Origin of the sequence: Pseudomonas sp. MYb185, from assembly GCF_002979975.1 — a bacterium.
Classification (GTDB): domain Bacteria; phylum Pseudomonadota; class Gammaproteobacteria; order Pseudomonadales; family Pseudomonadaceae; genus Halopseudomonas.
The window spans coordinates 1-26,684 of the sequence record NZ_PCQD01000006.1 but is presented as its reverse complement, the minus strand read 5'-3'; the positions used below and the strand labels follow the sequence as shown (position 1 = coordinate 26,684).

The window sequence follows — 26,684 nt, the reverse complement described above, 5'->3', positions numbered from 1 at the left end:
GCGATGACTCGGGAACTTGTGCGAGGCAATTGCAACATGCATGCTGCTTCTGCGTGTCGAGATCGTGGATAATAAAGCATTGTGAGGCGCCAGAGCCAGCTAAGGAACCCAATGATGGATGCAAGACGAAATTTGCTCGAAGCCTGGTTGCCCTCGGCATTGTCCGCGGCGCAGCGGCAACGGGGCTGGGGCGAGGTCGGAGCGGGGCAGTTGCAGCCGGCCAGCAGCGATGCCAGCTTTCGCCGCTATTTCCGTTGGAGCGACGGTCAGCACAGCCTGATCATCATGGATGCGCCGCCGGAGCACGAGGATGTGCGTCCCTTCATCCGCATTGGCGGGCTGCTGGCCGCCGCCGGAGTGAAGACCCCGGAGATCCTGGCGGCCGATCCGCAGCAGGGGTTCTTGCTGCTGGAAGACCTGGGCGCGCGCACCTATCTGGAAAGCATTCAGGCCGGGGTGACGGCGGAGGAACTCGAGCGCCTGTTCGCCGGCGCCATCAGCACCCTGGTGCGCTGGCAGGCGAGCAGCCGGCCGGGCGAACTGCCGGACTACGACGAGGCTGTGCTGCGCCGCGAGTTGCAGCTGTTTCCCGAGTGGTTCGTGGCCCGGCACCTGCAGCGCGAATGGGACGCCGCCCAGCAAGCCGATTGGGATGCCCTGTGTCGCCTGCTGCTGGACAGTCACCTGGCCGAGTCCCGGCTGTTCGTGCATCGCGACTACATGCCACGCAATCTGATGACCGCGCCAGGTGAGCCGGGCGTGCTGGATTTCCAGGATGCCCTCTACGGTCCGGCCAGCTATGACGTGACCTCCCTGTTCGCCGATGCCTTTTTCAATCTGCCGCTGGCCGAGCGCGAGGGCTGGATCCGTCGCTACTGGCAGCAGGCGCGTGCCGCTGGCATCGCCTTGCCCGAGCAATTCGATGAATTTCTTGGCCAGTCACGGCTGATGGGCGTGCAGCGGCACCTCAAGGTACTGGGCATCTTTGCCCGTATCCGCTACCGCGATGGCAAGCCGCGCTATCTGGAAGATGCGCCGCGCTTCATCCGGTACCTGCGTGATGCCAGTGACAACGATAGCCGTCTGCGGCCGCTGGAGCGGCTGCTCGACAGTCTGGGGCTGTAGAACAGATGAAGGCGATGATCCTCGCGGCGGGCAAGGGTGAGCGCATGCGCCCCTTGACGCTGCACACCCCCAAACCGCTGTTGCCGGTAGCCGGCAAGCCGCTGATCCAGTGGCATATCGAGGCCCTGGGCCGCGCTGGCTTGCGCCAGTTGGTGATCAACCACGCCTGGCTGGGTCTGCAGATCGAAGCGGCCTTCGGTGATGGCACGAAGCTGGGCGTGCATATCGACTGGTCGGCCGAGGAGCAGCCGCTGGAAACGGCCGGCGGCATCCTGCGGGCCTTGCCCCTGCTCGGCAAGGCGCCCTTCGTGCTGGTCAATGGCGACATCTGGACCGATTTCGATTTCGCCGAGCTGCGCCTGCCTGCCGGCAAGCTGGCCCACCTGGTGCTGGTCGGCAATCCGCCCTTCAAACAGGGCGGCGACTTCCTGCTGGCAGGCGGTTCGGTGGCCAATCCCACCACGCCGCAGCCGGCCGAGGCCCTGACCTACAGCGGCATCGCGGTATTGTCGCCGCAGCTGTTCGACGGCCTAGTCGACGGCCCGCAGCCGCTGGCTCCCTTGCTGCGCGCAGCGGCAGGGCAGGGGCTGGTCAGTGGTGAGCACTACACCGGACGCTGGATCGATGTCGGCACGCCCGAGCGGCTGCAGCAGGCCGACCAGCAGGCGCGGGAGGGCTGAGGTGCTCTGGCCGGTCACAGTCGCGGGTCTGTTGTTGGGCGGAGTGGTCGCCGGCGTGCCGGGCGGCATCCTCGGTGGCGTGCTGGGGCATGCCCTGGACCGCCATTGGCGCCTGCAGCGCTGGTCCGACCTGCCACGTCAACTGGGCCTGAAACCGCCGTTTGAGCAGGTGCTGTTCCTGTGCCTTGGGCGAATAGCCAAGGCCCATGGCCGGGTGACGCCCGAACACCTGCAGCTGGCCCGTGAGCTGATGGGCCAGTACCGGCTGGATGAGGCGCAGCGCCGGCAGGCGATGGACAACTTCAATCGCGGCAAGCTGCCGGCCACGCGGGTCGAGCGGCAGTTGCAGCGCCTGTACCGCCAGCAGCTCGAACGCAGCGCCGAACTGCTCGATTGTTGCTGGCGCATGGCGCTGGTGCATGAGCGCCCGAGCGCTGCTGCCCAGCAACTGCTGGATGCCTGGGCGCAGATGGCCGGGTTGGGCAAGGCGGAGCAGCAGCGGCTGCGCCAGCGTCATCAGCGCCGCCAGCCAGTCGGCGCACCGGTCGCGACCGGAGGCGGCCTGCGCCAGGCCGCGGCGCTTCTGGGTGTCGAACTCAACGCCGAGCCGGCGCAGATCAAGCGCGCCTATCGCCGACTGCTCAGCCGTCATCATCCGGACAAGCTGGTCGCGGGCGGCGCCAGCGAAGCGGAGCTGGCCGCCGCCGGCGAGCAGGTGCACCGTATTCAACAAGCTTATGAAAAGCTGCGGCGCTACCGCGGATTTCGCTGACATAAGGCTGGTGTCGAGATGGAACTCGACACTCCATGGTGCCGGGCCCATGGACGGCCGGGTTCCATCCCGGCCAGCGGTGTTTCAGGTGGCTTCGTTGGTCGAATGGGTATTCGACCGCGCCGGAAGCCCGGATGACCCACTGCATCCCCCACGAACGCCGTCCGAGAGGGTAGAATACCCCGGTTCCGATTAACCCAGAGGTCTGCCATGCCTGATTACGCCATCGCTCCGTCCATCCTGTCCGCCGACTTCGCCCGTCTCGGGGAAGAGGTGGATCGGGTGTTGGCGGCAGGCGCCGATATTGTTCACTTCGATGTGATGGACAACCATTACGTGCCCAACCTGACCATCGGTCCCATGGTCTGCAGTGCCCTGCGCAAATACGGCGTCACCGCACCGATCGATGTGCACCTGATGGTACGCCCGGTGGATCGCATCATCGGCGACTTTCTCGAAGCCGGCGCTTCGTTCATCACCTTCCACCCCGAAGCCAGCGACCACGTGGATCGCTCGCTGCAACTGATCAAGGATGGCGGCGCCAAGGCCGGTCTGGTATTCAATCCGGCGACCTCGCTGGACGCGCTGAAATACGTGATGGACAAGGTCGACATGGTGCTGCTGATGAGCGTCAACCCCGGCTTTGGCGGCCAGAAGTTCATCCCCGGGACCCTCGACAAGCTGCGTGAAGCCCGCGCTCTGATCGATGCCAGTGGTCGGGATATCCGCCTGGAGATCGACGGTGGTGTGAATGTGCAGAATATCCGTGGGATTGCCGAAGCCGGCGCTGACACCTTCGTCGCCGGTTCGGCGATCTTCAATGCGCCGGACTACAAAACGGTAATCGACCAGATGCGTGCCGAGCTGGCCCAGGCGCAACGCTGAGATGACGGCTCTGCAGCGTCTGTTCGACGGCGGCCTGCCGCAACTGGTGATGTTCGACCTGGATGGCACCCTGGTCGACTCGGTGCCGGATCTGGCGGCGGCGGTCGACCAGATGCTGATGCTGCGGGGGCGGCCGCCCGCCGGCATCGAGCGGGTGCGCAACTGGGTCGGCAACGGTGCGCTGGTGCTGGTGCGCCGCGCGCTTGCCGGCAGCATCGAGCATGCGGCGGTGGACGAAGCCGAGGCGCAGGCGGCGCTGGCTGACTTCATGCACGCCTACTCCGGTGACCACAGCGCCACCTCCGTGTATCCCGGCGTGCCGGCGCTGCTGAACTGGCTGCGTGCGCGTGACATCCCGCTGGCGGTGGTCACCAACAAGCCCGAGCGCTTCGTGGCGCCGTTGCTGGAGGAGAAAGGGCTGGGGGCGTTCGACTGGATCATCGGCGGCGATACCCTGCCGCTGAAGAAACCCGACCCGGCCGGGCTGCTGCATGTCATGGCCAGCGCCGGGGCCACGGCCGAACGCAGCCTGTTTGTCGGTGACTCGCGCAACGATGTGCTGGCGGCCCAGGCCGCCGGTGTACGGGTGGTGGCGGTCAGCTACGGCTATAACCATGGCCGGCCGGTGGCCATGGAGAACCCCGACCTGCTGGTTGATTCACTTGATGCGCTCATATAGTCTTGCAACGTTACCCGCTTGCAGAATCAATGGATCAGCCGTGTTTGTCAGCAACCGCATACTGATGGGAATAATGAAGGCGCTCGCCCGCTGGCGTTGGCGTCCCTGATATTGTTCCGCCTGCGCCCAGCGCAGGCACCGGTTTGTGTGTGACATTTACCCGCCCGTGAGGCTGATCATGACCCAAGACGAATTTCGCCACCTGGCTGCTCAGGACTGCAATCGCATCCCTGTGGTACGTGAAGTGCTGGCCGACATGGACACACCGCTGTCCACCTACCTGAAACTGGCCGATGCGCCCTATTCCTACCTGCTCGAATCAGTACAGGGCGGCGAGAAGTGGGGCCGCTATTCGATCATCGGCCTGCCGGCCCGCACCGTGTTGAAGGTGCGCGGGTACACCGCCAGTGTCTATGTGGACGGTGTCGAGACCGAATCCCACGAATGCGAAGACCCGCTGGCCTTCGTCGAGCAATTCAAGGCCCGCTACCAGGTGCCGGACATTGCCGGCCTGCCGCGCTTCAATGGCGGGCTGGTCGGCTATTTCGGCTACGACTGCGTGCGTTATGTCGAGCGCCGGCTGGGCGCCTCGCCGAATCCCGATCCGCTGGACAACCCGGATATCCTGTTGATGGTCTCCGACGAGGTGGTGGTATTCGACAACCTGGCCGGCAAGCTGCATGTCATCGTGCTGGCCGATACCGCCGCCGGGGATGCCTGGGAGCAGGCCAACCGCCGTCTGGATGAGTTGCTGGCGCAACTGGCCGCGCCTTTCACCCCGCGCCAGGGGCTGAACCTGGGGGCGGTGGCCGAGCGCGACCTGGAATACCGTGCCAGCTTCACCCGCGAGGACTACCAGAACGCCGTCAGCACCATCAAGGAATACATCCTGGCCGGTGACTGCATGCAGGTGGTGCCGTCCCAGCGCATGAGCATCGACTTCCAGGCTGCGCCCATCGATCTGTACCGGGCGCTGCGCAGCCAGAACCCCACGCCTTATCTGTACTTCTTCAATCTGGATGATTTCCACGTGGTCGGCAGCTCGCCGGAGGTGCTGGTGCGGGTGGAAGAGGGCGAGGTCACCGTCCGGCCGATCGCCGGCACCCGTCCGCGCGGCGCCACCGAGGAAGCCGACCTGGCGCTGGAGCAGGACCTGCTGTCCGACCACAAGGAACTGGCCGAACACCTGATGCTGATCGACCTCGGCCGCAATGATGTCGGTCGGGTGGCCGAGATCGGCCAGGTGCAGGTGACCGAGAAAATGGTCATCGAGCGCTATTCCAACGTCATGCACATCGTCTCCAACGTGCGCGGCCGCCTGCGCCCCGAGCTGACCGCGATGGACGCGCTGCGCGCCATCCTGCCGGCCGGTACCCTGTCCGGTGCGCCGAAGATCCGCGCCATGGAAATCATCGACGAGCTGGAGCCGGTCAAGCGCGGCGTCTACGGTGGCGCCGTGGGTTACTGGGCGTGGAACGGCAATATGGATACCGCCATCGCCATCCGTACTGCGGTCATCAAGCACGGCGAACTGCACGTGCAGGCCGGCGGCGGTATCGTGGCCGACTCGGTACCTGAGCTGGAATGGGAAGAAACCATCAACAAGCGTCGCGCCATGTTCCGTGCGGTGGCGCTGGCTGAACAATCCGTGAAGTGAGGGAATCGGCATGTTATTGATGATCGACAATTACGACTCCTTCACCTGGAACCTGGTGCAGTACTTCGGTGAGCTGGGTGCCGAGGTCAAGGTAGTACGCAACGATGAGTTGAGCGTGGCACAGATCGAGGCGCTGGAGCCGGAGCGCATCGTGGTCTCGCCGGGGCCATGTACGCCGAACGAGGCGGGAGTATCGGTAGCGGCGCTCAGACACTTTGCCGGCAAGCTGCCGATCCTCGGTGTCTGCCTTGGGCACCAGAGCATCGGCCAGGCATTCGGCGGTGAGGTGGTGCGGGCGCGTGAAGCCATGCATGGCAAGACCAGCCCGGTCTACCACCGTGACCAGGGTGTGTTCGCCGGCCTGGCCAACCCGCTGACGGTGACCCGCTATCATTCACTGGTGGTGCGCCGCGACAACCTGCCCGAGTGCCTGGAGGTCACCGCCTGGACCCAGCACGCTGACGGTTCGGTGGACGAGATCATGGGGCTGCGCCATCGCCAGTACCTGATCGAGGGGGTGCAGTTCCACCCCGAGTCCATTCTCAGCGAACAGGGCCATGAACTACTGGCCAACTTTCTCAATCAGCAGGGCGGCATGCGCAGCTGAACGAATCTCAGGAGAGCAATGATGGATATCACCACAGCACTGGCCAGGGTCGTTGAAAACATCGACCTGTCCACGCAGGAGATGCAGGATGTCATGCGTCAGATCATGACCGGCCAGTGCACCGATGCGCAGATTGGCGGCATGCTGGTGGCCCTGCGCATGAAGAGCGAGAGCCTGGACGAGATCACCGGTGCGGCGCTGGCGATGCGCGAACTGGCCTCGGGGGTGACGATCGAAGGCGACAATCTGGTCGATACCTGCGGTACCGGTGGCGACGGCGCAAATATCTTCAATGTGTCATCGGCTGCCGCCTTCGTGGTAGCCGCCGCCGGTGGCAAGGTGGCCAAGCACGGCAACCGTGCGGTGTCCGGCAAGAGCGGTAGTGCCGATCTGCTGGAGGCGGCCGGCATCAACCTGAACCTGACCCCCGATCAGGTGGCCCGTTGTGTGGAGAGCGTCGGCGTCGGCTTCATGTTCGCGCCGGCCCACCATGGCGCGATGAAATATGCCGTTGGCCCGCGTCGCGAGCTGGGCATGCGTACCCTGTTCAACATGCTCGGGCCGATGACCAATCCGGCCGGGGTCAAGCATCAGGTGATCGGGGTGTTCAGCAAGGCGCTGTGCCGGCCGATGGCCGAGGTGCTGGCGCGGCTGGGCAGCCGCCATGTGCTGATCGTGCATTCGCGCGACGGCCTGGATGAAATCAGCCTGGCCTCGCCCACGCACATCGCCGAGCTGAAGGATGGGGTGATCAGCGAATACGAGGTCAGCCCGGAGGAGCTGGGTATCAAGAGCCGCAGCCTGATCGGCCTGACCGTAGAGGGGCCGGAGGCTTCGCTGCAGCTGATCCGCGATGCGCTGGGCAAGCGTGAGACCGAGGTCGGGGAGAAGGCGGCGGACATGATCATCCTCAATGCCGGTGCGGCGCTGTACGCGGCGGATGTGGCATCGTCGCTGAAGGAGGGTGTGGAACTGGCCTCCGATGCCCTGTATTCGGGCATGGCCCGGGAAAAGATGGCCGAATTGGCCTCCTTTACTGAAATCTTCCGTGAGGAGGCGCTGCAGAAATGAGCCTGCCAACCATTCTGGAAAACATCGTCGCCCGCAAGTACGAGGAAGTGAAGGAGAATCGCGCCAGGGTATCGCTGGCCGAGCTGGAGCGCCTGGCTGCCGGTGCCGACAAGCCGCGCGGCTTTGCCCAGGCGCTGCGCCAGCGTGCAGCGGCGCAGCAGCCGGCGGTGATTGCCGAGGTGAAGAAGGCCTCACCGAGCAAGGGAGTGATCCGGGAAGATTTCAATCCGGCCGAGATCGCCGCCAGCTATCAGCAGGGTGGGGCGGCCTGTCTGTCGGTGCTGACCGATATCGATTTCTTCCAGGGCAGTCCCGAGTATCTGCAGCAGGCACGGGCGGCCTGTGCGCTGCCGGTGATCCGCAAGGACTTCCTGGTCGACCCTTACCAGGTGGTCGAGGCGCGGGCGATGGGCGCCGATTGTGTGCTGCTGATCGTCGCCTCGCTGGAAGACAGCCAGATGGCGGAGCTCAACGCGGTGGCCGTCGAGCATGGCCTGGATGTGCTGGTGGAAGTGCACGATGGGGCGGAACTGGAGCGCGCGCTGAAACTGGATACGCCGCTGGTGGGTATCAACAACCGCAATCTGCATAATTTCGAGGTGTCGCTCGATACCACCTTGCAGTTGCTGCCGCGGATTCCGGCGGATCGCCTGGCGGTGACCGAGAGCGGCATTCTGTCCCGTGCCGATGTCGAGTTGATGCTGGAGAATGGCGTATACAGCTTCCTGGTGGGCGAGGCGTTCATGCGCGCGGCTGATCCGGGGGCGGAGTTGAAGCGGCTGTTCTTCTGACGTTTTGTACCGTTCAGTCGGCAGCCACTTCATGCTGCGACGCAGTGCGAAGTGGCTGCAGTAAATCTTTCCTCCCCCTCCGATACTCCGCACTCCATGGCGGCGTTTCCCGGTCGGGTCGGCTCGACCGTTTGATGCCAGGGATGGCATCAACGAGCCTGCAGGGACGTATTCACGGCGTGTCGAGCTGACCCGCCCGGGAAAGGCAGACCTTGCACGAACAGCCAGCAGCTGATCTGGGATATATCTATAAAATAGATGTTTCTGCTCTACTATTTCCGCTTTTAGTTTTCCTATCCCGATGTATGATCATTTGCATCATCCAATACAGGACGTATAGCAATGCACCTGAAAAATACGCGGAACAGCTATGGGCTGGTGTCCATCCTGCTGCACTGGGTAGTGGCGCTGACCGTGATCGGGCTGGCCATTCTCGGGTTGTGGATGACCGACCTGAGTTACTACAGCCCCTACTACCGCAGCGCGCCGTTCTGGCACAAGAGCATCGGCCTGGCGCTATTGGCAGTACTGGTGTTGCGCTTGCTGTGGCGCTGGATCAACCCGCGGCCGGCGCATCTGCCCAACCACAAGCGCTGGGAAGTCAGCGTGGCGGGAGTGGTGCATGGGCTGCTATACCTGTTGCTGTTCGTGATCGTAGCCAGTGGTTATCTGATTTCCACGGCCAAGGGGCAAGGTATCAGCGTATTTGGCTGGTTCGAGGTGCCGGCGCTGGTGACCGGGTTGCCAAGTCAGGCTGACCGGGCCGGGGCAGTGCATTACTGGGTGGCGATAGGGGTATTGGGGCTGGCCGCGCTGCATGCGCTGGGTGCTCTGAAGCATCATTTTCTTGACCATGACGACACGTTGCGCCGCATGCTCGGCATGCAAGGGCGGCAATTGACTGACTCCAAGGAGAAACAAGCATGAAAAAGATTTTCGCAGGTATTGCACTGGGTGGTTTGATGGCTCTGTCCGGCTCGCTGTACGCCGCTGATTACGCGATCGACAAGGAAGGTCAGCACGCCTTCATCAACTTCAAGACCGGACACATGGGCTTCAGCATGCTGCATGGTCGCTTCAACGACTTTGACGGCAGCTTCAGCTGGGATGCGGACAACCCGGAGAACAGCAAGGTCAGCGTGACCATCAACACCGCCAGCGTGGATTCCAACCATGCCGAGCGTGACAAGCACCTGCGCAGCGATGACTTCCTCAACGTAGGCAAGCATCCCCAGGCCACCTTCGTTTCCACTGCGGTGGAAGTGACTGGCGAGAATACCGCCAAGGTCACCGGTGACTTCACCCTCAACGGGGTGACTAAGCCGGTGGTGATCGATGCCCGCTTCATCGGTGAGGGTGATGATCCGTGGGGTGGCTACCGAGCCGGTTTTGAAGGCACCACCAGCATCAAGCTGGCCGACTACGATATCTCCATGGACCTGGGGCCGGCCTCTGCGGTGGTCGAGCTGGATCTGACCATCGAAGGTATTCGCAAGTAACGGCGAAATGGGAAGTAACAAAGGCGAGCCCGTGGGCTCGCCTTTTTCATGGGCGATCGATTGTACCGGCGAGGCGGTTTTGCTAGTCTCGCAAACAATAATTATTCGCAGATGTTCCCCCCTGTTTCTGCTGCTGTCGGTAGCGCTTCGTCGTTGCTGTTGGAGACGGCTGCGGGTATCGAAAAGGAGTTGTCATGCTGTCAGGTCTTTCCCGTTTTGCTGCGCTGTCCGGAGTCTGTCTGGCTCTGACGCTGGGTGCTGGTGCCGCTGTAGCGCAGGCAGAGAACATCACCATTACCCACTCCAGTGGTCAGGCTCAGGTGCCGGTCCAGCCACACAAGGTGGTGGTGCTGGACTGGTCGACGCTGGATACCCTGGCGCAGCTGGGGGTGACGGTCAGTGGTATTCCTTCCTCCAATCCGCCGGAGGTGCTCAAGCAGTACCGTGATGGCGATTACATTCGTGCTGGCAGCCTGTTCGAGCCGGACTTCGAGGCGCTGAAGAACGCCCAGCCGGACCTGATCATTCTCGGTCGTCGTGCCCAGGGGCAGTATGACGAGACGTCCAGGTTCGGCACCACCATCGATCTGACCCCTGATCCGAACGACCTGCTGGGCAGTGTCGAGCGCAATACCTTGCTGCTCGGTGAGATCTTCGGCAAGCAGGATCAGGCTGCCGAGCTGGTCGCCCGGCTCAAGAATTCCGTCACCGAACTGCGTGGCCTGACCGAAGGGCAGGGTGATGGCCTACTGGTCCTCACCACCGGCGGCAAGATGGCGGCGTTCGGCAAGGGCACCCGCTTTGGGCTGATCCATGATGTATTCGGCGTTGCCCCGGCGGTCGAGGAACTGCAGGTCGGCCGCCACGGTCAGGCGGTGTCCTTCGAGTTTCTGCTGGAGGCCGATCCGGACTGGCTGTTCGTGATGGACCGTGACGCTGCCATCGGCCGTGAAGGTACCGCTGCTGCTGAGCTGATGGACAACGAACTGGTGCAGGCCACCAGTGCCGGCAGCAAAGGGCAGATCGTCTATCTGGATCCGGCCAGCTGGTATCTGCTGGACAACAGCGGTATCGGCGTGATGCAGAACAGTGTCGATGAGCTGATTCAGGTGTTCTCCGCCGGGCGCTGAGTTTTCGCCCCTTTGCTGGTCAGGCAGGATGCATGTCCCATTCCATTTCTTCTCCATCCAGGGCGCCCCGCATGGGCGCTCTCTGGTTGTTCCTGTTGTTGGGCCTGGTGGTCGTACTGGGGTTGTGCAGTCTGAATGTCGGTGCCAGCCGCATGAGTCTGCTCAATGTCCTCACTGCCGACCCGGATGACCGGATTTCCAAGATTCTCTTCGTCAGCCGTCTGCCGCGCACCATCGCATTGATTCTGGCCGGCGCCGCGCTGGCGGTGGCCGGCGCGATGCTGCAGATGATGGCGCGCAACCGGCTGGTGGATACCTCCACCACCGGCCCGATGGCAGTAGCTGCGCTTGGTATGCTGGTGCTGGCTATCGCATTGCCCCAGGGGCTGCCGCTGTGGGGCCGGTTTCTGGTGGTCAGTGCCTTTGCCGCTGGCGGTATCCTGCTGTTTCTCGGGGTACTGCAGCGCATGCCGCTGCGCTCGGCACTGATCGTGCCGCTGGTCGGTCTGGTCATGGCCGGGGTGATACATGCCGGCAGTGGCCTGCTGGCGCACCACTTCGACCTCTCGCAATCACTGCGCGCCTGGAATAGCGGTGATTTCTCGGCGGTGTTGCGCGGTCGCTATGAACTGCTGTGGATAGCGGCCGGCCTGACCGGGGCGGCGATGCTGTTGGCCGATCGCTTTACCGTGATTGGCATGGGTCGTGATTTCGCCACCAATATCGGTGTCAACTACTCGCTGCTGATGGGCGCCGGTGTGGTGCTGGTGGCGATGATTGTCGGCAGCGTGGTGGTGACCGCCGGGGTGATTCCCTTTATCGGGCTGGTGGCGCCGAATCTGGTACGGCTGCTGGCCGGGGACAACCTGCGCCGGTCGATACCGCTGGTGGCGCTGCTGGGAGCGGCCCTGCTGCTGGCGGCTGACCTGCTGGGTCGGCTGCTGATCCATCCCTACGAGGTGCCCTCGTCCAATCTGCTGTCGATTGGTGGTTGCGTGGTGTTTCTCGCGGTCCTGCTGCAGGGGAGGGCGAAATGGTCCTGACTTCCTGGCGCAGTCCGGCGCTGCGGGTGCTGGTGCTGGGCGTGCTGGCGCTGCTGTGCATGGTCGGCTTCATGACGGTGAACGTGCAGACCGATTGGGACTTCATCCTGCAGTACCGTGGTAGCCGGCTGCTGGCATTGCTGCTCACCGCCTGCGCCATTGGTATTTCCACCGTGCTGTTCCAGACCATTACCCACAGCCGTCTGTTGACGCCGGCGCTGATGGGGTTCGATGTGCTCTATGTGCTGGTGCAGACCCTGGCACTGCTGGTCTGGGGCGGTAGCCAACTGGCCGAGTGGCCGCCGTCGTTGCGCTTTGCCATGCAGGTGCTGGTAATGGTGATGTTGGCGCTGCTGCTGTTCCGCCTGCTGTTTTCCGGCTCGGTGCGCAGTCTGCATCTGATGATTCTGCTTGGCATGCTGGCCGGTATGTTGTTCCGCGAGCTTTCCGAGCTCGGCGCCCGGGTACTTGACCCGAGCGAGTTCGGTATCAGCACTGGCGTGCCCCAGGCCAGTTTCAGGCGCATCAATACCCAGCTGCTGGGCGCAGCGGCGGTTGCCCTGACGCTGGGCGGTCTGTTGCTGCTGCGCTGGTGGCGTTGCCTGGATGTGCTGTCGCTGGGGCGGGATATCACCATCAACCTCGGCGTTGCCCACGGGCGGGTAGTGCTGGGCATCATGGCGGTGGTGGCGATCCTGGTGTCGGTGGCCACGGTGCTGGTCGGCCCGACCCTTTTCTTCGGCCTGCTGATCGCCAACCTGGCCTACTGGTTCACTGGCTCCCCGCGTCACTGCTGGACGCTGCCGGCCAGTGTGTTGGCCGGGATCATCTGCCTGGTCGGTGGTCAGGTGCTGCTGGAGCATGTGCTGGCCTCAACCCTGCCGCTGGCGCTGGTCATCGAGCTGGCCGGCGGCCTGCTGTTCATAGCGCTGCTGATGCGCGGAGTCAGACAATGATTGAAACCCAAGGTGTTTCCAAGCGCTACGGCGATGTGCTGGTGGTCGATGACGTCAGCCTGAGCATTCCCAAGGGCGGTTTTACCTCGATCATCGGGCCGAACGGGGCGGGCAAGTCGACGCTGCTGTCGATGATCAGCCGCCTGACGCCGATGAGCGCCGGCACGGTACTGGTCGATGGCATGGATGTCACCCGTACACCGGGCAGCGTGCTGGCCCGGCGCCTGTCGATCCTGCGTCAGGACAACCAGACTTCGCTGCGCCTGACGGTGCGGGATCTGGTCGCCTTCGGCCGTTTTCCGCATTCGGGCGGACGCCTGACCGCCGAGGACATGCGTCACGTGGATGAGGCCATGGACTACCTGCGGCTGAACGAGTACCGCGACCGGCCGATCGACGAGCTGTCCGGCGGCCAGCGTCAGCGAGCCTACGTGGCCATGGTCATGTGCCAGGACACCGAGTACGTACTGCTGGATGAGCCGCTGAACAACATCGACATGCGCTTTGCCGTGGACATGATGCAACTGCTGCGCCGCGCCGCCGACGAGAAGGGCAAGACCGTGGTGGTGGTGCTGCACGATATCAACTTCGCCTCCTGCTATTCCGACCACATCATCGCCATGCGCCAGGGCAAGCCGGCCTACCAGGGCACGCCGCAGCAGATCATCCGTGATGAGGTGCTGCGCGATCTGTACGAGATGGATATCGCCGTGCATGAGGTCAATGGGCAGCGGATCTGCGTCTATTTCCGCATGGCCTGACCGGGGAAGAGGACCCGGGTTGTCGAGTACTCCGGTACCGCCCTCGGGTTGTCGAGCGCCTGCTCGATGACGCTGTTGGCTGGCAGGCCCCCAGGCGTAGCGCAGGGGCGCTACACCCCGGTACGACCGTCGGGTTGTCGAGCGCCTGCTCGACGACGTTGCCGGTTGGTATGCCGCGAGGCGTAGCGCAGGGGCGCTACACCCCAGCACCGCTCTCGGATTGTCGAGCGCCTGCTCGACGACGTTGCTGGTTGGCAGGCCGTCAGGCGTAGGGCAGGGGCGCTACACCCCAGTACCGCTCTCGGGTTGTCGAGCGCCTGCTCGACGACGTTGCTGGTTGGCATGCCGCCAGGCGTAGCGCAGGGGCGCTACACCCCAGTACCGCCCTCGGGTTGTCGAGCGCCTGCTCGACGACGTTGCTGGTTGGCATGCCGCCAGGCGTAGCGCAGGGGCGCTACACCCCAGTACCGCCCTCGGGTTGTCGAGCGCCTGCTCGACGACGTTGCTGGTTGGCAGGCCGCCAGGCGTAGCGCGGGCGCGCTACACCCCGGTACCGCCCTCGGGTTGTCGAGCGCCTGCTCGACGACGCTGTTGGCTGGCAGGCCGCCAGGCGTAGGGCAGGGGCGCTACACTCCGTTTGTGCCACGGTATGTTTCAGCTTCCTGGATCACCCAGTCGCGGAATCCCTGCAAGGTGGCGGATTCGGCCTTGCGTTCGGGAATCACCAGGTAATAGGCATTGCTGCTGTCGAAGCTGCGCGGGCAGGCCACGACCAGTCGGCCACTCTCCAGCTCGTTGCGGATCAGGAACGGCGGAATCAGGGCCACACCCATACCATGCATGGCGGCCTGGGCCAGCATCGAAAACAGCTCCAGCCGGGTGCCATTGAGATCATGCTCGATACGCATGTCGCAGGAGGCGAACCACTGGCGCCAGGCATAGGGACGGGTTGACTGCTGCAGCAACGGCAGTTGGCTGATCTGCTGCGGGGTCAGCTGTGCCTGGCCTGCCAGCAGCCCGGGGCTGCACACCGGCACCGGTGATTCATTCATCAGAAAATGCACCTCGGTGCCCGACCATTCTCCGTCGCCGAAATAGATTGCCGCATCGAACTCGGTGTCGGCGAACAGGAAGGGCCGGGTGCGGTTGGTCATGTTGATGGTGACTTGCGGATGTTGCACAAGGAAACGGCCCAGGCGCGGCAGCAGCCATTGAGTGCCGAAGGTCGGCACCAGGGCCAGCTCCAGGGTCGCGGTGCCCTGGTTGCCCATCACCGACAGGGTGTCGCGTTCCACTGCGTCCAGGCGGTTGGCGATGCGCCGGCTGTAGGTCTGGCCGGCCTCGGTGAGCCTCACGCCCCTGCGGGTGCGGCGGAACAGCTGAATATCGAGGAAGCTCTCCAGATTGGCAATCTGCCGGCATACCGCGCTCTGCGTCAGCGCCAGTTCCTCGGCAGCCTTGGTGAAACTCTCATGCCGGGCGGCGGACTCGAAGCAGATCAGGGCCTGGGTCGGGGGGATCTTGCGGCGCATGTCACTCTCACGGATAACCATCACGGAGTTCCAAGTTAGCACAACATGCTGCAAAAAACGCGTTTGCCTAAGCTCCGTCCGAAGGCTAGTCTGTTTTGCAGTTCAAGGGGCCGGCAACAGGCTCGCATCTACAACGACATTCTCTATGGAGTACCCATGGCCGATAGCAAAGCAAGTTTCAACTGGATGGACCCGCTGTTGCTGGATCAACAGCTCACTGAAGAAGAGCGTATGGTGCGTGACTCGGCAGCGCAGTACTGCCAGGACAAGCTGATGCCACGGGTACTGGAGTCCTTCCGTCATGAGCAGACCGACGCGGCGATCTTCCGCGAAATGGGTGAACTCGGCCTGTTGGGCGCGACCATTCCCAGCGAGTATGGCGGCAGCGGTCTGAACTATGTGTGCTATGGCCTGATTGCCCGCGAAGTCGAGCGGGTGGATTCCGGCTATCGCTCGATGATGAGCGTGCAGTCATCCCTGGTGATGGTGCCGATAAACGAGTTCGGCTCCGAGGAGCAGAAACAGAAGTACCTGCCCAAGCTGGCCAGTGGCGAATATATCGGCTGCTTCGGTCTGACCGAGCCGAATCACGGCTCCGATCCGGGCTCCATGGTTACCCGTGCCAAGAAGGTCGATGGCGGCTACCTGCTCAAGGGTGCCAAGATGTGGATCACCAACAGCCCGATCGCCGATGTGTTCGTGGTCTGGGCCAAGACCGAGGATGACGTGATCCGTGGTTTCATCCTGGAGAAGGGCTGGAAGGGCCTGAGCGCGCCAGCGATCAAGGGCAAGGTCGGGCTGCGTACCTCGATCACCGGTGAAATCGTGATGGACGATGTCTTCGTGCCGGAAGAAAACCTGCTGCCCGGCGTAACCGGTCTGCGCGGGCCCTTCACCTGCCTGAACTCGGCCCGTTACGGCATCGCCTGGGGCGCCCTGGGCGCGGCCGAGTTCTGCTGGCATACCGCCCGCCAGTACACGCTGGACCGTCTGCAGTTCGGCCGCCCGCTGGCGCAGACCCAGCTGGTGCAGAAGAAGCTGGCCGACATGCAGACCGAGATTACCCTGGCGCTGCAGGGCTGCCTGCGCCTGGGTCGGATGAAGGACGAAGGTACCGCAGCGGTGGAAATCACCTCGATCATGAAGCGCAACTCCTGCGGCAAGTCGCTGGATATCGCTCGGGTGGCGCGGGACATGCTCGGCGGCAATGGTATCTCCGACGAGTTCGGCGTGATCCGCCATGTGGTCAACCTCGAGGTGGTCAACACCTATGAAGGTACCCACGATGTGCACGCGCTGATCCTGGGCCGGGCGCAGACCGGACTGCAAGCGTTCTTCTGAAGCGGCTTCGCATCGTGTGAGACAGACGGCCCCGGTAGCTACCGGGGCCGTCTGCGTTTGGGGATCAGATCTCGGTGTTGGCGGGAATCAGCAGCACCGGCTGCCGGCATTCCCGGGCTACACCCTCGGCGGTACTGCCGATCAGCAGGTCCTGGATCGGCGTGGTGCCGCGCTTGCCGAGGATCACCAGTGCCACCTGTTCGGCCTCGGCGGTCTTTACGATTTCCCGTACCGCCGAACCCTTCACGTGGCGTGATATCACCTGTTCATGACGGCTGGTGATCTCCGCCACCTGCTCATTGATGGTGGCGACATTATCGACTTCTTCGGTTTCCACCCAGAGCACCAGGCCGTGGCGGCCTCCGCTGAGGAAATGCTCGAAGGCACGCTGGGCGACCCGTGCCGGACGCGAGCCGTCGGTGGCCAGCAATACCGGGGCGCTGGGCTCCACGACCGGCCCGCCGCCCGGCAGGATCAGCAGTGGCAGGCGGGTCAGGCGCGCCAGGTTCAGGGTGATGTTGCCATAGAACAGGGCGCGCCCGGCGGAATGGCTCTGGTTCAGTACGATCAGGCCATCGGCCTTGTGCCGCCGCGCCGCTTCATGCAGCTCGGTGGCGGCGAAGCCCTGGCGCACCTCGTAATCCACGGCGATGCCCAGTTCCGCGCCGAGACTGGCGGACAGCTCCTTGAGGTGACTGGCAGCTGCGGCGGCGCTGTCCTCTACGTTCATGCGCCGGGTAGTGTCCACCACATGTACCAGCGTCAGCTTCTGCACGCCGGCCAGCTGCAATACCGATGGCAGCCGATCGCAGGTTTTCTGCCAGCTTTCCGAATAGTCGAAACCGAGAATACAGTGCTTCAGCATGGGCAGCCTCCTGTTGTCATATACGCAAGTCTAGTCCATGGCTGGCGCATGAGGGCTGACCAGGATCAAAACGACAGACGCTCCTGCGGCGTCACCTTTCCACAATCCTCGGTAGTCCAGCGGGAGATTTCCTGCAGTTGGATACTGGCTGTCGCTGCGGGGTTGTCTGGTTCGCTGCGGACCTGGCCGAGGCCCAGATAGGATGAGCGGACCTCATAACTGCTGATGATTTCCAGGTGGCCCTGCATGTCGCCATTGAAGCCCTGATCGCTTTGGCAGTGGCCATGGATGCTCAGGGTCGAGCGATCCACCGGGTGTACCGTCAGCTCACATTCGGGCACATCGCGCTGGATTTCCCGCTGCAGGGTCTCTATCTGCACCAGCTCTTCGGCACGTTGTGCAGTGATGCATTCCATTTTGACTTTCGGGGGACTCTGACTGATGGCGGCGTCCAGCAACGCCCGGCGCTCGCCCGGCAGCTCCTCCAGCATCTGCTGCTGGGCCTGTTGCAGGGCCTCGATACGGTCTTCGGGGCCTATAAGAATACGTGTTTCACTGCGCCACAAACCCGCTTCGAGGGTAGGGCTCAGTTCATAGGCATGGACGGAAAAAGTGAACGCAACGAGCAGTGGGAGAGCGGGTAATGCGCCTTTCATTATCGAAGCCTCCTGTTTGGACGCAGCCCCCCATTAATGGGGTAAACAGTGACTATAGCCGCTGCGCTCGATTGCGCCACGAATTTGACGCGCAAAAGCGCCAATAGCTCTAGCGCGGCGTTTCCCGCCGCCTGGCCCGGCTACGGCGCTGCTCCTCCTGCTGGCGCTCGGCCAGCACTTCCTGCACATAGCCGATATGCGCGCCAGCGTGGCGCCGGGCATCCTCGGCACGCCCCTCGATGATGGCTTCGAACAGTTGCTGATGCTGCCTCATCAGCATCTGCCGGGTTTCCGGGCGCAGCGCATACATGCCGCCGATATTGGTCACCACGTTGCGCTTGAGCAGGTCGAACAGGCCACGGATGGTGTGCAGCAGGATGATGTTGTGGCTGGCTTCGGCAATCGCCAGATGAAAGCGCGCATCGGCGGCGCCTTCTTCGGCGCGGCCGCCGGTGTCGCCACTGGTATAGCAGGCTTGCAGCGCCTCATAGGCTTCACGCAGATGCTGGTGATCGAGCTCGGTGGCACGCAGTGCAGCGTAGTAGGCGCAATCGGCTTCCAGGGTGTGGCGAAATTCCAGCAGGTCGCGGTGGGCGTCGGGGCGGCCTTCGAGCAGGCCCAGCAGCGGGTCGCTGAAGCTCGAGCCCAGTGACTCGGTGACATAGTTGCCCCCGCCTTGGCGGCTGGTCAGCAGGCCGCGGGCAGCAAGCTTCTGGATCGCTTCGCGCAGGGAAGGGCGGGACACGCCGAACTGTTCCGCAAGCACCCGTTCCGCCGGTAGGCGCTGGCCTGGCTTGAGGGCACCGTCGAGCATCATCAACTCCAACTGCTCGACGATATTGTCCGACAGTCGGCGCTGCTGGATCTGGCCGATTTCCATAATGGCTGCTCCTATTGGTCTGACCAATGACGATGCATTATGCCGGCTGGCCTGCAACCGGAAAAGCCTTTGTTCGCCGATAAGACCAATGTCTAAGAATTATATGTTTGACATGCCGGCATGGCTTTTTTACGCTGATCCTCATCCGCGGTAAATTGGTATTACCAATTTACCTGAAGCCTCTCCAATAACAATTATGGAGCGCTGTATGTCATCTGGATTTCTCGCCTTGCTGGCGTTTGCACCTATTCTTCTGGCCGGCGTCCTGCTGATCGGTCTGCGCTGGTCGGCCAGGACCGCGATGCCGGTGGTATACGGCATCACCGCGCTGATCGCCCTGTTCGCCTGGGACATGAGCTTCAACCGGGTGCTGTCCTCGACCCTGCAGGGGCTGGTGATCACGCTCAGTCTGCTATGGATCATCTTCGGTGCCATCCTGCTGCTCAACACCCTGAAATATTCCGGCGGCATTGCCGCCATCCGCTCGGGTTTCGCCGCCATCAGTCCTGATCCGCGCATTCAGGTGGTGATCATCTGCTGGCTGTTCGGCTGCTTCATCGAGGGTGCTTCCGGGTTCGGTACCCCGGCGGCGATCGTTGCACCACTGCTGGTGGCGATGGGCTTCCCGGCCATGGCTGCGGTATTGATGGGCATGCTGCTGCAGAGCACGCCGGTGTCCTTCGGCGCGGTAGGTACGCCGATCATCGTCGGCGTCAGCGCTGGGGTGGATAACGTCGCCATTGCCGAAACACTGATTGCCCATGGCTATGCCTGGACCGATTACCTGAACTGGATCTCGGTACGGGTGGCCATCATTCATGCAATGGTGGGTACCATCATGCCGGCGCTCATGGTGCTGATGCTGACCCGTTTCTTCGGTAAGGAAAAAAGCTGGAAAGCGGGTTGGGAGGCAGTACCTTTCGCTCTCTTCGGCGGTCTGGCCTTTACCCTGCCGTATGCCCTGACCGGTATTTTCCTCGGACCGGAATTTCCTTCGCTGCTGGGTGGTCTGGTCGGCCTGGCAGTGGTTACCCTGGCTGCCCGGGCTGGATTTCTGGTGCCGAAGAATGTCTGGCAGTTCGCTGACCGCAAGGACTGGCCGCTCAGTTGGGTGGGCACCATCGAGATGCGTGCCGAGGATCTCGGCAGCCGCCCGATGAGTGCGCTGCGGGCGTGGATCCCCTATGTGCTGGTGGGGGCATTGTTGGTGGTCAGCCGGGTATTCCCCGAGGTCACCGCAGCGCTGAAAGGCGTGGCGCTGAACTTCACCGCGATACTGGGAGAGGCCGGGATCAATGCGGGTCTTGACCCGCTGTACCTGCCCGGCGGCGTGCTGGTGGCAGTGGTGATGGTTACCTTCTTCATCCATCGCATGCGTCTGAGTGAGCTCAGTCGGGCGGTACGCGAGTCGAGTGGTGTTCTGCTCAGTGCCGGCTTCGTGCTGCTGTTCACCGTGCCCATGGTACGCATCCTGATCAACTCGGGGATCAACGGCGCCGAGCTGCCGAGCATGCCGGTGGCCATGGCGCACTTCGTCGCTGACAATGTGGGCGGTATCTATCCGTTGTTCGCTCCGGCAGTTGGCGCACTGGGTGCCTTCCTGGCTGGCTCCAATACCGTTTCCAACATGATGTTCAGCCAGTTCCAGTTCGGTGTGGCGAACAGCCTGGGGCTGTCTACGGTGCTGGTGATCTCCGCCCAGGCGGTGGGAGCTGCCGCCGGTAACATGATAGCTATCCATAATGTGGTCGCGGCTTCGGCTACAGTGGGTATGCTGGGCCGTGAAGGGCTTACCCTGCGCAAGACCATCTGGCCGACTATCTATTATGTGACCTTGACCGGCATCATTACCCTGATCGGCTGCTATGTGTTGGGTCTGACCGATCCGGTGGCCCTGGGCTGATGCGGGCGCTGACCACTTACGATAAAACATGGGATTAGTTCGATGATCATTTCTGCCTCTACCGATTACCGTGCCGCCGCCGAACGCCGACTGCCGCCGTTCCTGTTCCACTATATCGATGGCGGTGCCTACGCCGAGCATACGCTCAAGCGCAACGTCGAGGATCTGGCCGGTATCGCGTTGCGCCAGCGGGTACTGAAGAACATGTCCGAGTTGAGCCTGGAAACCCGGCTGTTCGACGAGACCCTGGCCATGCCGGTGGCCCTGGCGCCAGTCGGTCTGACCGGTATGTACGCGCGCCGGGGCGAGGTGCAGGCGGCGACTGCAGCCGCTGCCAAGGGGATCCCCTTCACCCTGTCCACCGTCTCGGTGTGTGCGATCGAGGAGGTGGCGCCGGCCATCGACCGGCCCATGTGGTTCCAGCTATATGTGCTGCGTGATCGGGGATTCATGAAGAACGCCCTGGAGCGGGCCAAGGCTGCTGGCGTCACCACCCTGGTGTTCACCGTGGACATGCCGGTACCGGGCGCACGCTACCGCGATGCCCACTCCGGCATGAGCGGTGCCAACGCCGCGATGCGGCGCATGCTGCAGGCGGTGACCCATCCGCGCTGGGCCTGGGATGTGGGCCTGCGGGGCAAGCCGCATGACCTGGGCAATATTTCCACCTACCGTGGCAACCCGACCGGACTGGCGGACTACATTGGCTGGCTGGGCGCCAACTTCGATCCGTCGATCAGTTGGAAGGACCTGGAGTGGATTCGCGAATTCTGGGACGGCCCCATGGTCATCAAGGGCATTCTCGACCCCGAGGACGCGAAGGATGCAGTGAGCTTCGGCGCCGACGGTATCGTCGTGTCCAACCACGGCGGCCGCCAGCTGGATGGTGTGCTGTCCAGTGCCCGGGCCTTGCCGGCCATCGCCGATGCGGTGAAGGGGCAGATCAAGATTCTCGCTGACTCCGGTATCCGCACCGGGCTGGATGTGGTGCGCATGCTGGCGCTGGGTGCCGATTGCACCATGCTCGGCCGCGCCTTCATCTATGCCCTGGCGGTGCATGGCGGCGCCGGTGTCACCAACCTGCTGGAGCTGATCGAGAAGGAAATGCGCGTGGCCATGGTGCTGACCGGTGCCCGCTCGATCAGCGAGATCACCCCCGACCTGCTGGTGCGCGAGCTGGCGCATCTGTCGCTATGACCATGGAGTGCCGATGAAGCTGCCCGCTGATTTCCTCGCCGCTGTGCGGCGGCTGATTCCCGCCCAGCGGTTGTTCGATGATCCGCTGTCGACCCTGGCCTTCGGAACCGATGCCAGTTTCTACCGGCTGATCCCACAACTGGTGGTGCGTGTCGAGGCCGAGCGCGAGGTGGTTGGCGTGCTGCAACTGGCCAGGCGTTTTGGCGTGGCGGTGACCTTCCGCGCCGCGGGCACCAGCCTGTCCGGCCAGGCGCTCAGTGATTCGGTGCTGATCGTGCTCGGAGACCACTGGAATGGGCGCGAGATCCTCGATGGTGGTGCGCGCATCCGCTTGCAGCCGGGGGTGATCGGCGCCGCCGCCAATGCCGCCCTGGCCCCCCTGCAGCGCAAGATCGGTCCCGATCCGGCCTCGATCAATGCGGCGAAGATCGGTGGCATTGTCGCCAACAACTCCAGTGGCATGTGCTGCGGTACCGCGCAGAACAGCTATTACACATTGGCCGGGCTGCGCCTGGTACTGGCCGATGGCACGGTACTGGATACCGAGGATACGGCCAGCGTGGCGGCATTCCGCCGTAGCCATGCCGATCTGCTGGCCGGGTTGGCCGAGCTGGGCCGGCAGACCCGGGCCAATACCGAACTGGCCGAGCGTATCCGCCACAAGTATCGGCTGAAGAACACCACGGGACTGTCGCTCAACGCGCTGGTGGATTTCGATGAGCCACTGGACATTCTCAGCCACCTGATGGTCGGCTCCGAAGGCACGCTGGGCTTCATCAGCTCGGTGACCTATGACACCGTACCCGAGCATCCGCACAAGGCCAGTGCCTTGCTGGTGTTTCCCGATGTGGAAACCTGCTGCCGGGCGGTGCCGGTGCTGAAGCAGCAGCCGGTATCGGCGGTGGAACTGCTTGACCGTCGCAGTCTGCGGTCGGTGCAGGACATGCAGGGCATGCCCGCCTGGGTGCGCGAACTGTCGGCCAATGCCTGTGCGCTGTTGGTGGAATCGCGCGCGGCCACTGCAAGCCTGCTGGACGAGCAGATCAGCCGGATCATGGCTGCCGTCGCCGAATTCCCGCGGGAGAAGCAGGTCGATTTCAGTACCGATCCGCTGGTCTACAACCAGTTGTGGCGCATTCGCAAGGATACCTTTCCGGCGGTCGGTGCGGTGCGTGCCATCGGTACCACGGTGATCATCGAGGACGTGACCTTCCCGGTTGAGGCGCTGGCGGAGGGCGTCAATCGCCTGCTCGAGCTGTTCGACCGCCACGGCTATACCGAGGCGATCATCTTCGGTCATGCGCTGGAGGGCAACCTGCATTTCGTCTTCACCCAGGGATTCGATGATCCGGCCCAGGTGGCGCGTTATGAAGCCTTCATGGGTGACGTGGCGCAGCTGGTGGCGGTGGAATTCGGTGGGGCGCTGAAGGCCGAGCACGGCACCGGGCGCAACATGGCACCCTTCGTCGAGCTGGAGTGGGGCGCGGATGCCTATGCGCTGATGTGGCGGATCAAGCGACTGCTCGATCCGACCGGCATGCTCAACCCGGACGTGATCCTGTCCGAAGACCCGCGTATTCACCTGAAGAACCTCAAGCCGCTGCCGGCCGCCGATGCCATCGTCGACAAGTGCATCGAATGCGGCTTCTGCGAGCCGGTATGTCCATCCAATGGCCTGACCCTGACGCCGCGCCAGCGTATCGTCATCTGGCGTGACATCCAGGCGAAGAAGCGTGCCGGCATCGACACCAGCGAGCTGGAGCAGGCCTATCAGTACCAGGGTATCGACAGTTGTGCGGCTACCGGTCTGTGCGCGCAGCGCTGTCCGGTCGGTATCAACACCGGCGATCTGGTGCGCCAGCTGCGCGCCGGGCAGGCTGCCCATGGTGGCCGGGCCGACTGGTTGGCCGGGCACTTCGGCGCCGCGCTGGGTGGCATGCGCCTGACCCTGCGCCTGGCCTCGGCCAGCGAGCGGCTGCTCGGTGCGCCGCGCCTGCAGCGTCTCAGCGCCTCGCTCACGCGCCTGTCCGGGCAGCGTCTGCCAACCTGGACGCCGGCCATGCCGCAGGCCGTGCGGCTCATCCAGCCGTCGCCGGCAGTCGTTGCCGAGCGGCCGCGGGTGGTCTACCTGCCGGCCTGCGTATCGCGGGTGATGGGGCCGGCGCGGGGTGACCGTGAGCAAGTGTCGCTGCTGGACAAGACCCGTCACCTGCTGGAGAAGGCCGGTTACCAGGTGGTGTTCCCGGCGGGCCTGGATGAGCTGTGCTGCGGGCAGCCGTTCACCTCCAAGGGCTATCCCGAACAGGGCGAGCGCAAGCGTCGGGAGCTGCTCGATGCGCTATTGGATGCCAGTCGTGACGGCCGTGATCCGATCTATTGCGATACCAGCCCCTGCACCCTGCGGCTACTGCAGGACAATACCGACGCGCGGCTGGATATCCATGACCCGGTGCGCTTCATCCGCACGCATCTGTACCAGCGGCTGTCCTTCACTGCGCAACCGCAGCCGGTGGCCGTGCATGTCACCTGCAGTACCCAGCATCTGGGTGAGGCGGAAGGGTTGATCGAGATTGCCCGGCGTTGCAGTGAGCAGGTGGTGATCCCCGAGGGAATCCACTGTTGTGGCTTTGCCGGTGACAAGGGCTTCAGTGTGCCGCAATTGAACAGCCACGCCCTGCGCAATCTGAAGGGTGTGGTGGGGATCTGCGAGGAGGGAATTTCCACCAGCCGGACCTGTGAGATCGGCCTGAGCAGCCACAGTGGTATCGACTACCACGGGCTGGTGTATCTGGTCGACCGGGCGACCCAGCCGCTGGTCTAGCCTTCGGCGTGGTCGAGCGCCGGCAATTGGGCTCGACACCGCAGTGCTATCGGCATGGCGCAGGAGCGCTATACCCCGGAAGCCGCGAGGGCTCCCGGGGAGGCAGATCAACTACCGAGCAGCGCCGGTTTTTCCTGCTTGCGACCATGGGGGCGGTTGCCCGAGGCCGGCGTGGCCGGAACAGCCTTGTTACCCAGTGCCTGCAGACGGCGTTCGCGGGTCACCGCGTCCTCCGGCTCGACGATGCCGGGCCGGGCCTGCTGTGGCCGGCGCGGTTTGCCGGCGCCATTGCTGCTGCGCGGCTTGTCGTTGCGGCCCTGGCCGCGGGGCTGGCCCGCCGGACGCTGGTTGCGGCCCTTGGAGGGGGCGGCACCACGAGGGCGTTCCGGGCGGTCACTGTTGAGTTCGGCCTGGGCCGGCGGGACGAAGCCCTCCAGGCTGCCTTCCTCGAACTTCTGCCGGGTCAGGCGCTCGATGGCCTTGAGCAGCTTCTCCTCGTCGGGGCTGACCAGCGACACTGCTTCGCCACTGCGACCGGCACGGCCGGTACGACCGATACGGTGCACGTAATCTTCCGATACGTTGGGCAGCTCGAAGTTGACCACATGCGGCAGCTGGTCGATATCCAGGCCGCGGGCGGCGATATCGGTGGCAACCAGTATCCGAATCTTGTTGGCCTTGAAATCGGCCAGGGCCTTGGTGCGCGCGCTCTGGCTCTTGTTGCCATGGATCGCTGCGGCCGGCAGGCCGTTCTTTTCCAGGTATTCGGCCAGGCGGTTGGCGCCGTGTTTGGTGCGGGTGAACACCAGCACCTGTTCCCAGGCACCCATGGTGATCAGATGGGCCACCAGGGCCCGCTTGTGACCGGCCTGGACACGATAGACGCGCTGCTCGATGCGCTCGACCGTGGTGTTCAGCGGGGTGACCTGGATGCGCGCCGGATTGTGCAGCAGGCGGTTGGTCAGCTCGGTGATCTCGGCCGAGAAGGTGGCCGAGAACAGCAGGTTCTGACGTTTGGCCGGCAGCTTGGCGATGACCTTCTTCACATCGTGGATGAAGCCCATGTCGAGCATGCGGTCGGCTTCGTCCAGGACGAAATACTCGACGGCAGACAGATCGACGGCGCGCTGACCGACCAGATCCAGCAGGCGGCCGGGGCAGGCCACCAGGATATCCAGACCGGGGGCGAGCGCTTTCATCTGCGGGTTGGCACCCACACCGCCGAAGATGCAGGCGCTGTGCAGCTGCAGTTCGGTAGCGTAGGAGCGGATATTGTCATGCACCTGGGCCGCCAGTTCGCGGGTCGGTGTCAGCACCAGTGCGCGGACCTGGCGCGGGACGCGCTTGTAGTCGGCGGGGCGCTGACCATTGGGAAAGAGTCGTTCCAGGATCGGCAGGGAGAAACCAGCGGTCTTGCCGGTGCCGGTCTGGGCTGCAACCATCAGGTCGCGGCCTTCAAGTACTGCAGGAATAGCCTGGACTTGAACTGGGGTGGGTGTGGTATAGCCGGTTGCGGCAATAGCGCGCATAAGCGCATCGGACAGGCCGAGAGAAGCAAAGGACATTCAGATAAACCTTGTGATGGCCGTTTGCGAACAGGGCTGTCCGTGCGGCCGAGATAGTAAGAGAAAGGTGAAGAGACGCGAGTTTAACAGAAATCGCCGCTCCCCACAGAAAAAATGCTGACAGCTTCTCTGCTGGGTGGGTCGAGCGCCTGCGCGACGCATGAGTGACGCCGAGCAGGCGTAGCGCAGGTGAGACCGTGAAAGTATTTCCTCGCCTTCGCTCGCGAACCCAAAAGGCGGGATAGGAGGCTGTTATCTACTATTGCCC

Annotated in this window: 23 protein-coding genes and 1 pseudogene; 19 read left to right on the top strand and 5 right to left on the bottom strand. The window is 63.5% G+C overall.

The window, feature by feature from the left end; genetic code table 11:
* Nucleotides 1–114: 114 nt before the first annotated feature.
* The 15 genes from CQ007_RS10865 (at nt 115) to CQ007_RS10795 (ending at nt 13,656) form a co-directional block, all read left to right on the top strand.
* Nucleotides 115–1,125, top strand: a complete 1,011-nt coding sequence (locus CQ007_RS10865) for an aminoglycoside phosphotransferase family protein (RefSeq protein WP_256582273.1) — start codon at nt 115–117, stop codon at nt 1,123–1,125.
* 5 nt (nt 1,126–1,130) lie between these two features.
* Complete coding sequence (gene murU, locus CQ007_RS10860) at nt 1,131–1,805, top strand: N-acetylmuramate alpha-1-phosphate uridylyltransferase MurU (RefSeq protein ID WP_105645852.1); 675 nt, start codon at nt 1,131–1,133, stop codon at nt 1,803–1,805.
* 1 nt (nt 1,806) lies between these two features.
* Complete coding sequence (locus tag CQ007_RS10855; RefSeq protein ID WP_158256756.1) at nt 1,807–2,577, top strand: DnaJ domain-containing protein; 771 nt, start codon at nt 1,807–1,809, stop codon at nt 2,575–2,577.
* Nucleotides 2,578–2,787: 210 nt separating this feature from the next.
* Entirely contained in the window at nt 2,788–3,462 is a 675-nt protein-coding gene (gene rpe / locus CQ007_RS10850; protein ID WP_105645850.1) for a ribulose-phosphate 3-epimerase, read from the top strand.
* A 1-nt stretch (nt 3,463) separates the two neighbouring features.
* Complete coding sequence (locus CQ007_RS10845) at nt 3,464–4,141, top strand: phosphoglycolate phosphatase (protein ID WP_105645849.1); 678 nt, start codon at nt 3,464–3,466, stop codon at nt 4,139–4,141.
* Nucleotides 4,142–4,319: 178 nt separating this feature from the next.
* Complete coding sequence (gene trpE / locus CQ007_RS10840; protein WP_105645848.1) at nt 4,320–5,798, top strand: anthranilate synthase component I; 1,479 nt, start codon at nt 4,320–4,322, stop codon at nt 5,796–5,798.
* A 10-nt stretch (nt 5,799–5,808) separates the two neighbouring features.
* Nucleotides 5,809–6,405, top strand: a complete 597-nt coding sequence (locus CQ007_RS10835; RefSeq protein WP_105645847.1) for an aminodeoxychorismate/anthranilate synthase component II — start codon at nt 5,809–5,811, stop codon at nt 6,403–6,405.
* Between the two features lie 21 nt (nt 6,406–6,426).
* Nucleotides 6,427–7,476 (top strand): anthranilate phosphoribosyltransferase, encoded by a 1,050-nt coding sequence (trpD, locus tag CQ007_RS10830; protein WP_105645846.1) that lies wholly within the window; start codon nt 6,427–6,429, stop codon nt 7,474–7,476.
* Nucleotides 7,473–8,267, top strand: coding sequence for an indole-3-glycerol phosphate synthase TrpC (gene trpC, locus CQ007_RS10825; protein WP_105645845.1), 795 nt, complete (start codon nt 7,473–7,475; stop codon nt 8,265–8,267). The genes trpD and trpC overlap by 4 nt, the downstream gene beginning before the upstream one ends.
* 342 nt (nt 8,268–8,609) lie before the next feature.
* Entirely contained in the window at nt 8,610–9,194 is a 585-nt protein-coding gene (locus tag CQ007_RS10820) for a cytochrome b (RefSeq protein WP_105645844.1), read from the top strand.
* Entirely contained in the window at nt 9,191–9,766 is a 576-nt protein-coding gene (locus tag CQ007_RS10815) for a YceI family protein (RefSeq protein WP_105645843.1), read from the top strand. The genes CQ007_RS10820 and CQ007_RS10815 overlap by 4 nt, the downstream gene beginning before the upstream one ends.
* A 194-nt stretch (nt 9,767–9,960) precedes the next feature.
* Entirely contained in the window at nt 9,961–10,896 is a 936-nt protein-coding gene (locus CQ007_RS10810) for a siderophore ABC transporter substrate-binding protein (protein ID WP_105645842.1), read from the top strand.
* A 32-nt stretch (nt 10,897–10,928) separates the two neighbouring features.
* Nucleotides 10,929–11,939, top strand: a complete 1,011-nt coding sequence (locus CQ007_RS10805) for an iron chelate uptake ABC transporter family permease subunit (protein ID WP_218278867.1) — start codon at nt 10,929–10,931, stop codon at nt 11,937–11,939.
* A complete protein-coding gene (locus tag CQ007_RS10800; RefSeq protein ID WP_105645840.1) occupies nt 11,930–12,895 on the top strand; it encodes an iron chelate uptake ABC transporter family permease subunit in 966 nt (321 codons plus the stop codon). The genes CQ007_RS10805 and CQ007_RS10800 overlap by 10 nt, the downstream gene beginning before the upstream one ends.
* The gene (locus CQ007_RS10795) at nt 12,892–13,656 is read left to right on the top strand and encodes an ABC transporter ATP-binding protein (protein ID WP_105645839.1); all 765 of its coding nucleotides are present in this window, start codon (nt 12,892–12,894) and stop codon (nt 13,654–13,656) included. The genes CQ007_RS10800 and CQ007_RS10795 overlap by 4 nt, the downstream gene beginning before the upstream one ends.
* A gap of 626 nt (nt 13,657–14,282) precedes the next feature.
* On the opposite strand, the gene CQ007_RS10790 is transcribed toward CQ007_RS10795, so the two are convergent.
* Nucleotides 14,283–15,188, bottom strand: coding sequence for a LysR family transcriptional regulator (locus CQ007_RS10790; protein ID WP_105646038.1), 906 nt, complete (start codon nt 15,186–15,188; stop codon nt 14,283–14,285).
* A 156-nt stretch (nt 15,189–15,344) separates the two neighbouring features.
* Between CQ007_RS10790 and CQ007_RS10785 the strand changes: the two genes are divergently transcribed.
* Nucleotides 15,345–16,529: an acyl-CoA dehydrogenase gene (locus CQ007_RS10785; RefSeq protein ID WP_105645838.1), complete on the top strand. Its 1,185-nt coding sequence runs from the start codon at nt 15,345–15,347 to the stop codon at nt 16,527–16,529.
* Nucleotides 16,530–16,593: 64 nt separating this feature from the next.
* Here CQ007_RS10785 and CQ007_RS10780 read toward each other — a convergent pair whose 3' ends face one another.
* The 3 genes from CQ007_RS10780 to CQ007_RS10770 all read right to left on the bottom strand — a co-directional run bounded on the left by CQ007_RS10780 (nt 16,594) and on the right by CQ007_RS10770 (nt 18,930).
* Nucleotides 16,594–17,394: a universal stress protein gene (locus tag CQ007_RS10780; RefSeq protein ID WP_105645837.1), complete on the bottom strand. Its 801-nt coding sequence runs from the start codon at nt 17,392–17,394 to the stop codon at nt 16,594–16,596.
* A 65-nt stretch (nt 17,395–17,459) separates the two neighbouring features.
* Nucleotides 17,460–18,050, bottom strand: a complete 591-nt coding sequence (locus tag CQ007_RS10775; RefSeq protein WP_105645836.1) for a DUF3617 family protein — start codon at nt 18,048–18,050, stop codon at nt 17,460–17,462.
* Nucleotides 18,051–18,159: 109 nt separating this feature from the next.
* Nucleotides 18,160–18,930, bottom strand: coding sequence for an FCD domain-containing protein (locus tag CQ007_RS10770; protein WP_105645835.1), 771 nt, complete (start codon nt 18,928–18,930; stop codon nt 18,160–18,162).
* A gap of 208 nt (nt 18,931–19,138) precedes the next feature.
* Here CQ007_RS10770 and CQ007_RS10765 point away from each other — a divergent pair, with 208 nt between their 5' ends.
* Genes CQ007_RS10765 through CQ007_RS10755 form a run of 3 tightly spaced genes read left to right on the top strand, consistent with a single transcriptional unit; the run spans nt 19,139 to nt 24,851 of the window.
* Nucleotides 19,139–20,833, top strand: coding sequence for an L-lactate permease (locus CQ007_RS10765; protein ID WP_105645834.1), 1,695 nt, complete (start codon nt 19,139–19,141; stop codon nt 20,831–20,833).
* A gap of 42 nt (nt 20,834–20,875) precedes the next feature.
* Nucleotides 20,876–22,030, top strand: a complete 1,155-nt coding sequence (gene lldD / locus CQ007_RS10760) for an FMN-dependent L-lactate dehydrogenase LldD (protein WP_105645833.1) — start codon at nt 20,876–20,878, stop codon at nt 22,028–22,030.
* A 13-nt stretch (nt 22,031–22,043) separates the two neighbouring features.
* Nucleotides 22,044–24,851 carry an FAD-binding and (Fe-S)-binding domain-containing protein gene (locus CQ007_RS10755; RefSeq protein WP_105645832.1) on the top strand — a complete coding sequence of 936 codons (2,808 nt, stop codon included), beginning with the start codon at nt 22,044–22,046 and terminating at the stop codon, nt 24,849–24,851.
* Between the two features lie 418 nt (nt 24,852–25,269).
* Here the strand turns inward: CQ007_RS10755 and CQ007_RS10750 are convergent.
* Nucleotides 25,270–26,416 (bottom strand): annotated as a pseudogene (locus CQ007_RS10750) (DEAD/DEAH box helicase); the annotation flags it as partial.
* Nucleotides 26,417–26,684: the final 268 nt, after the last annotated feature.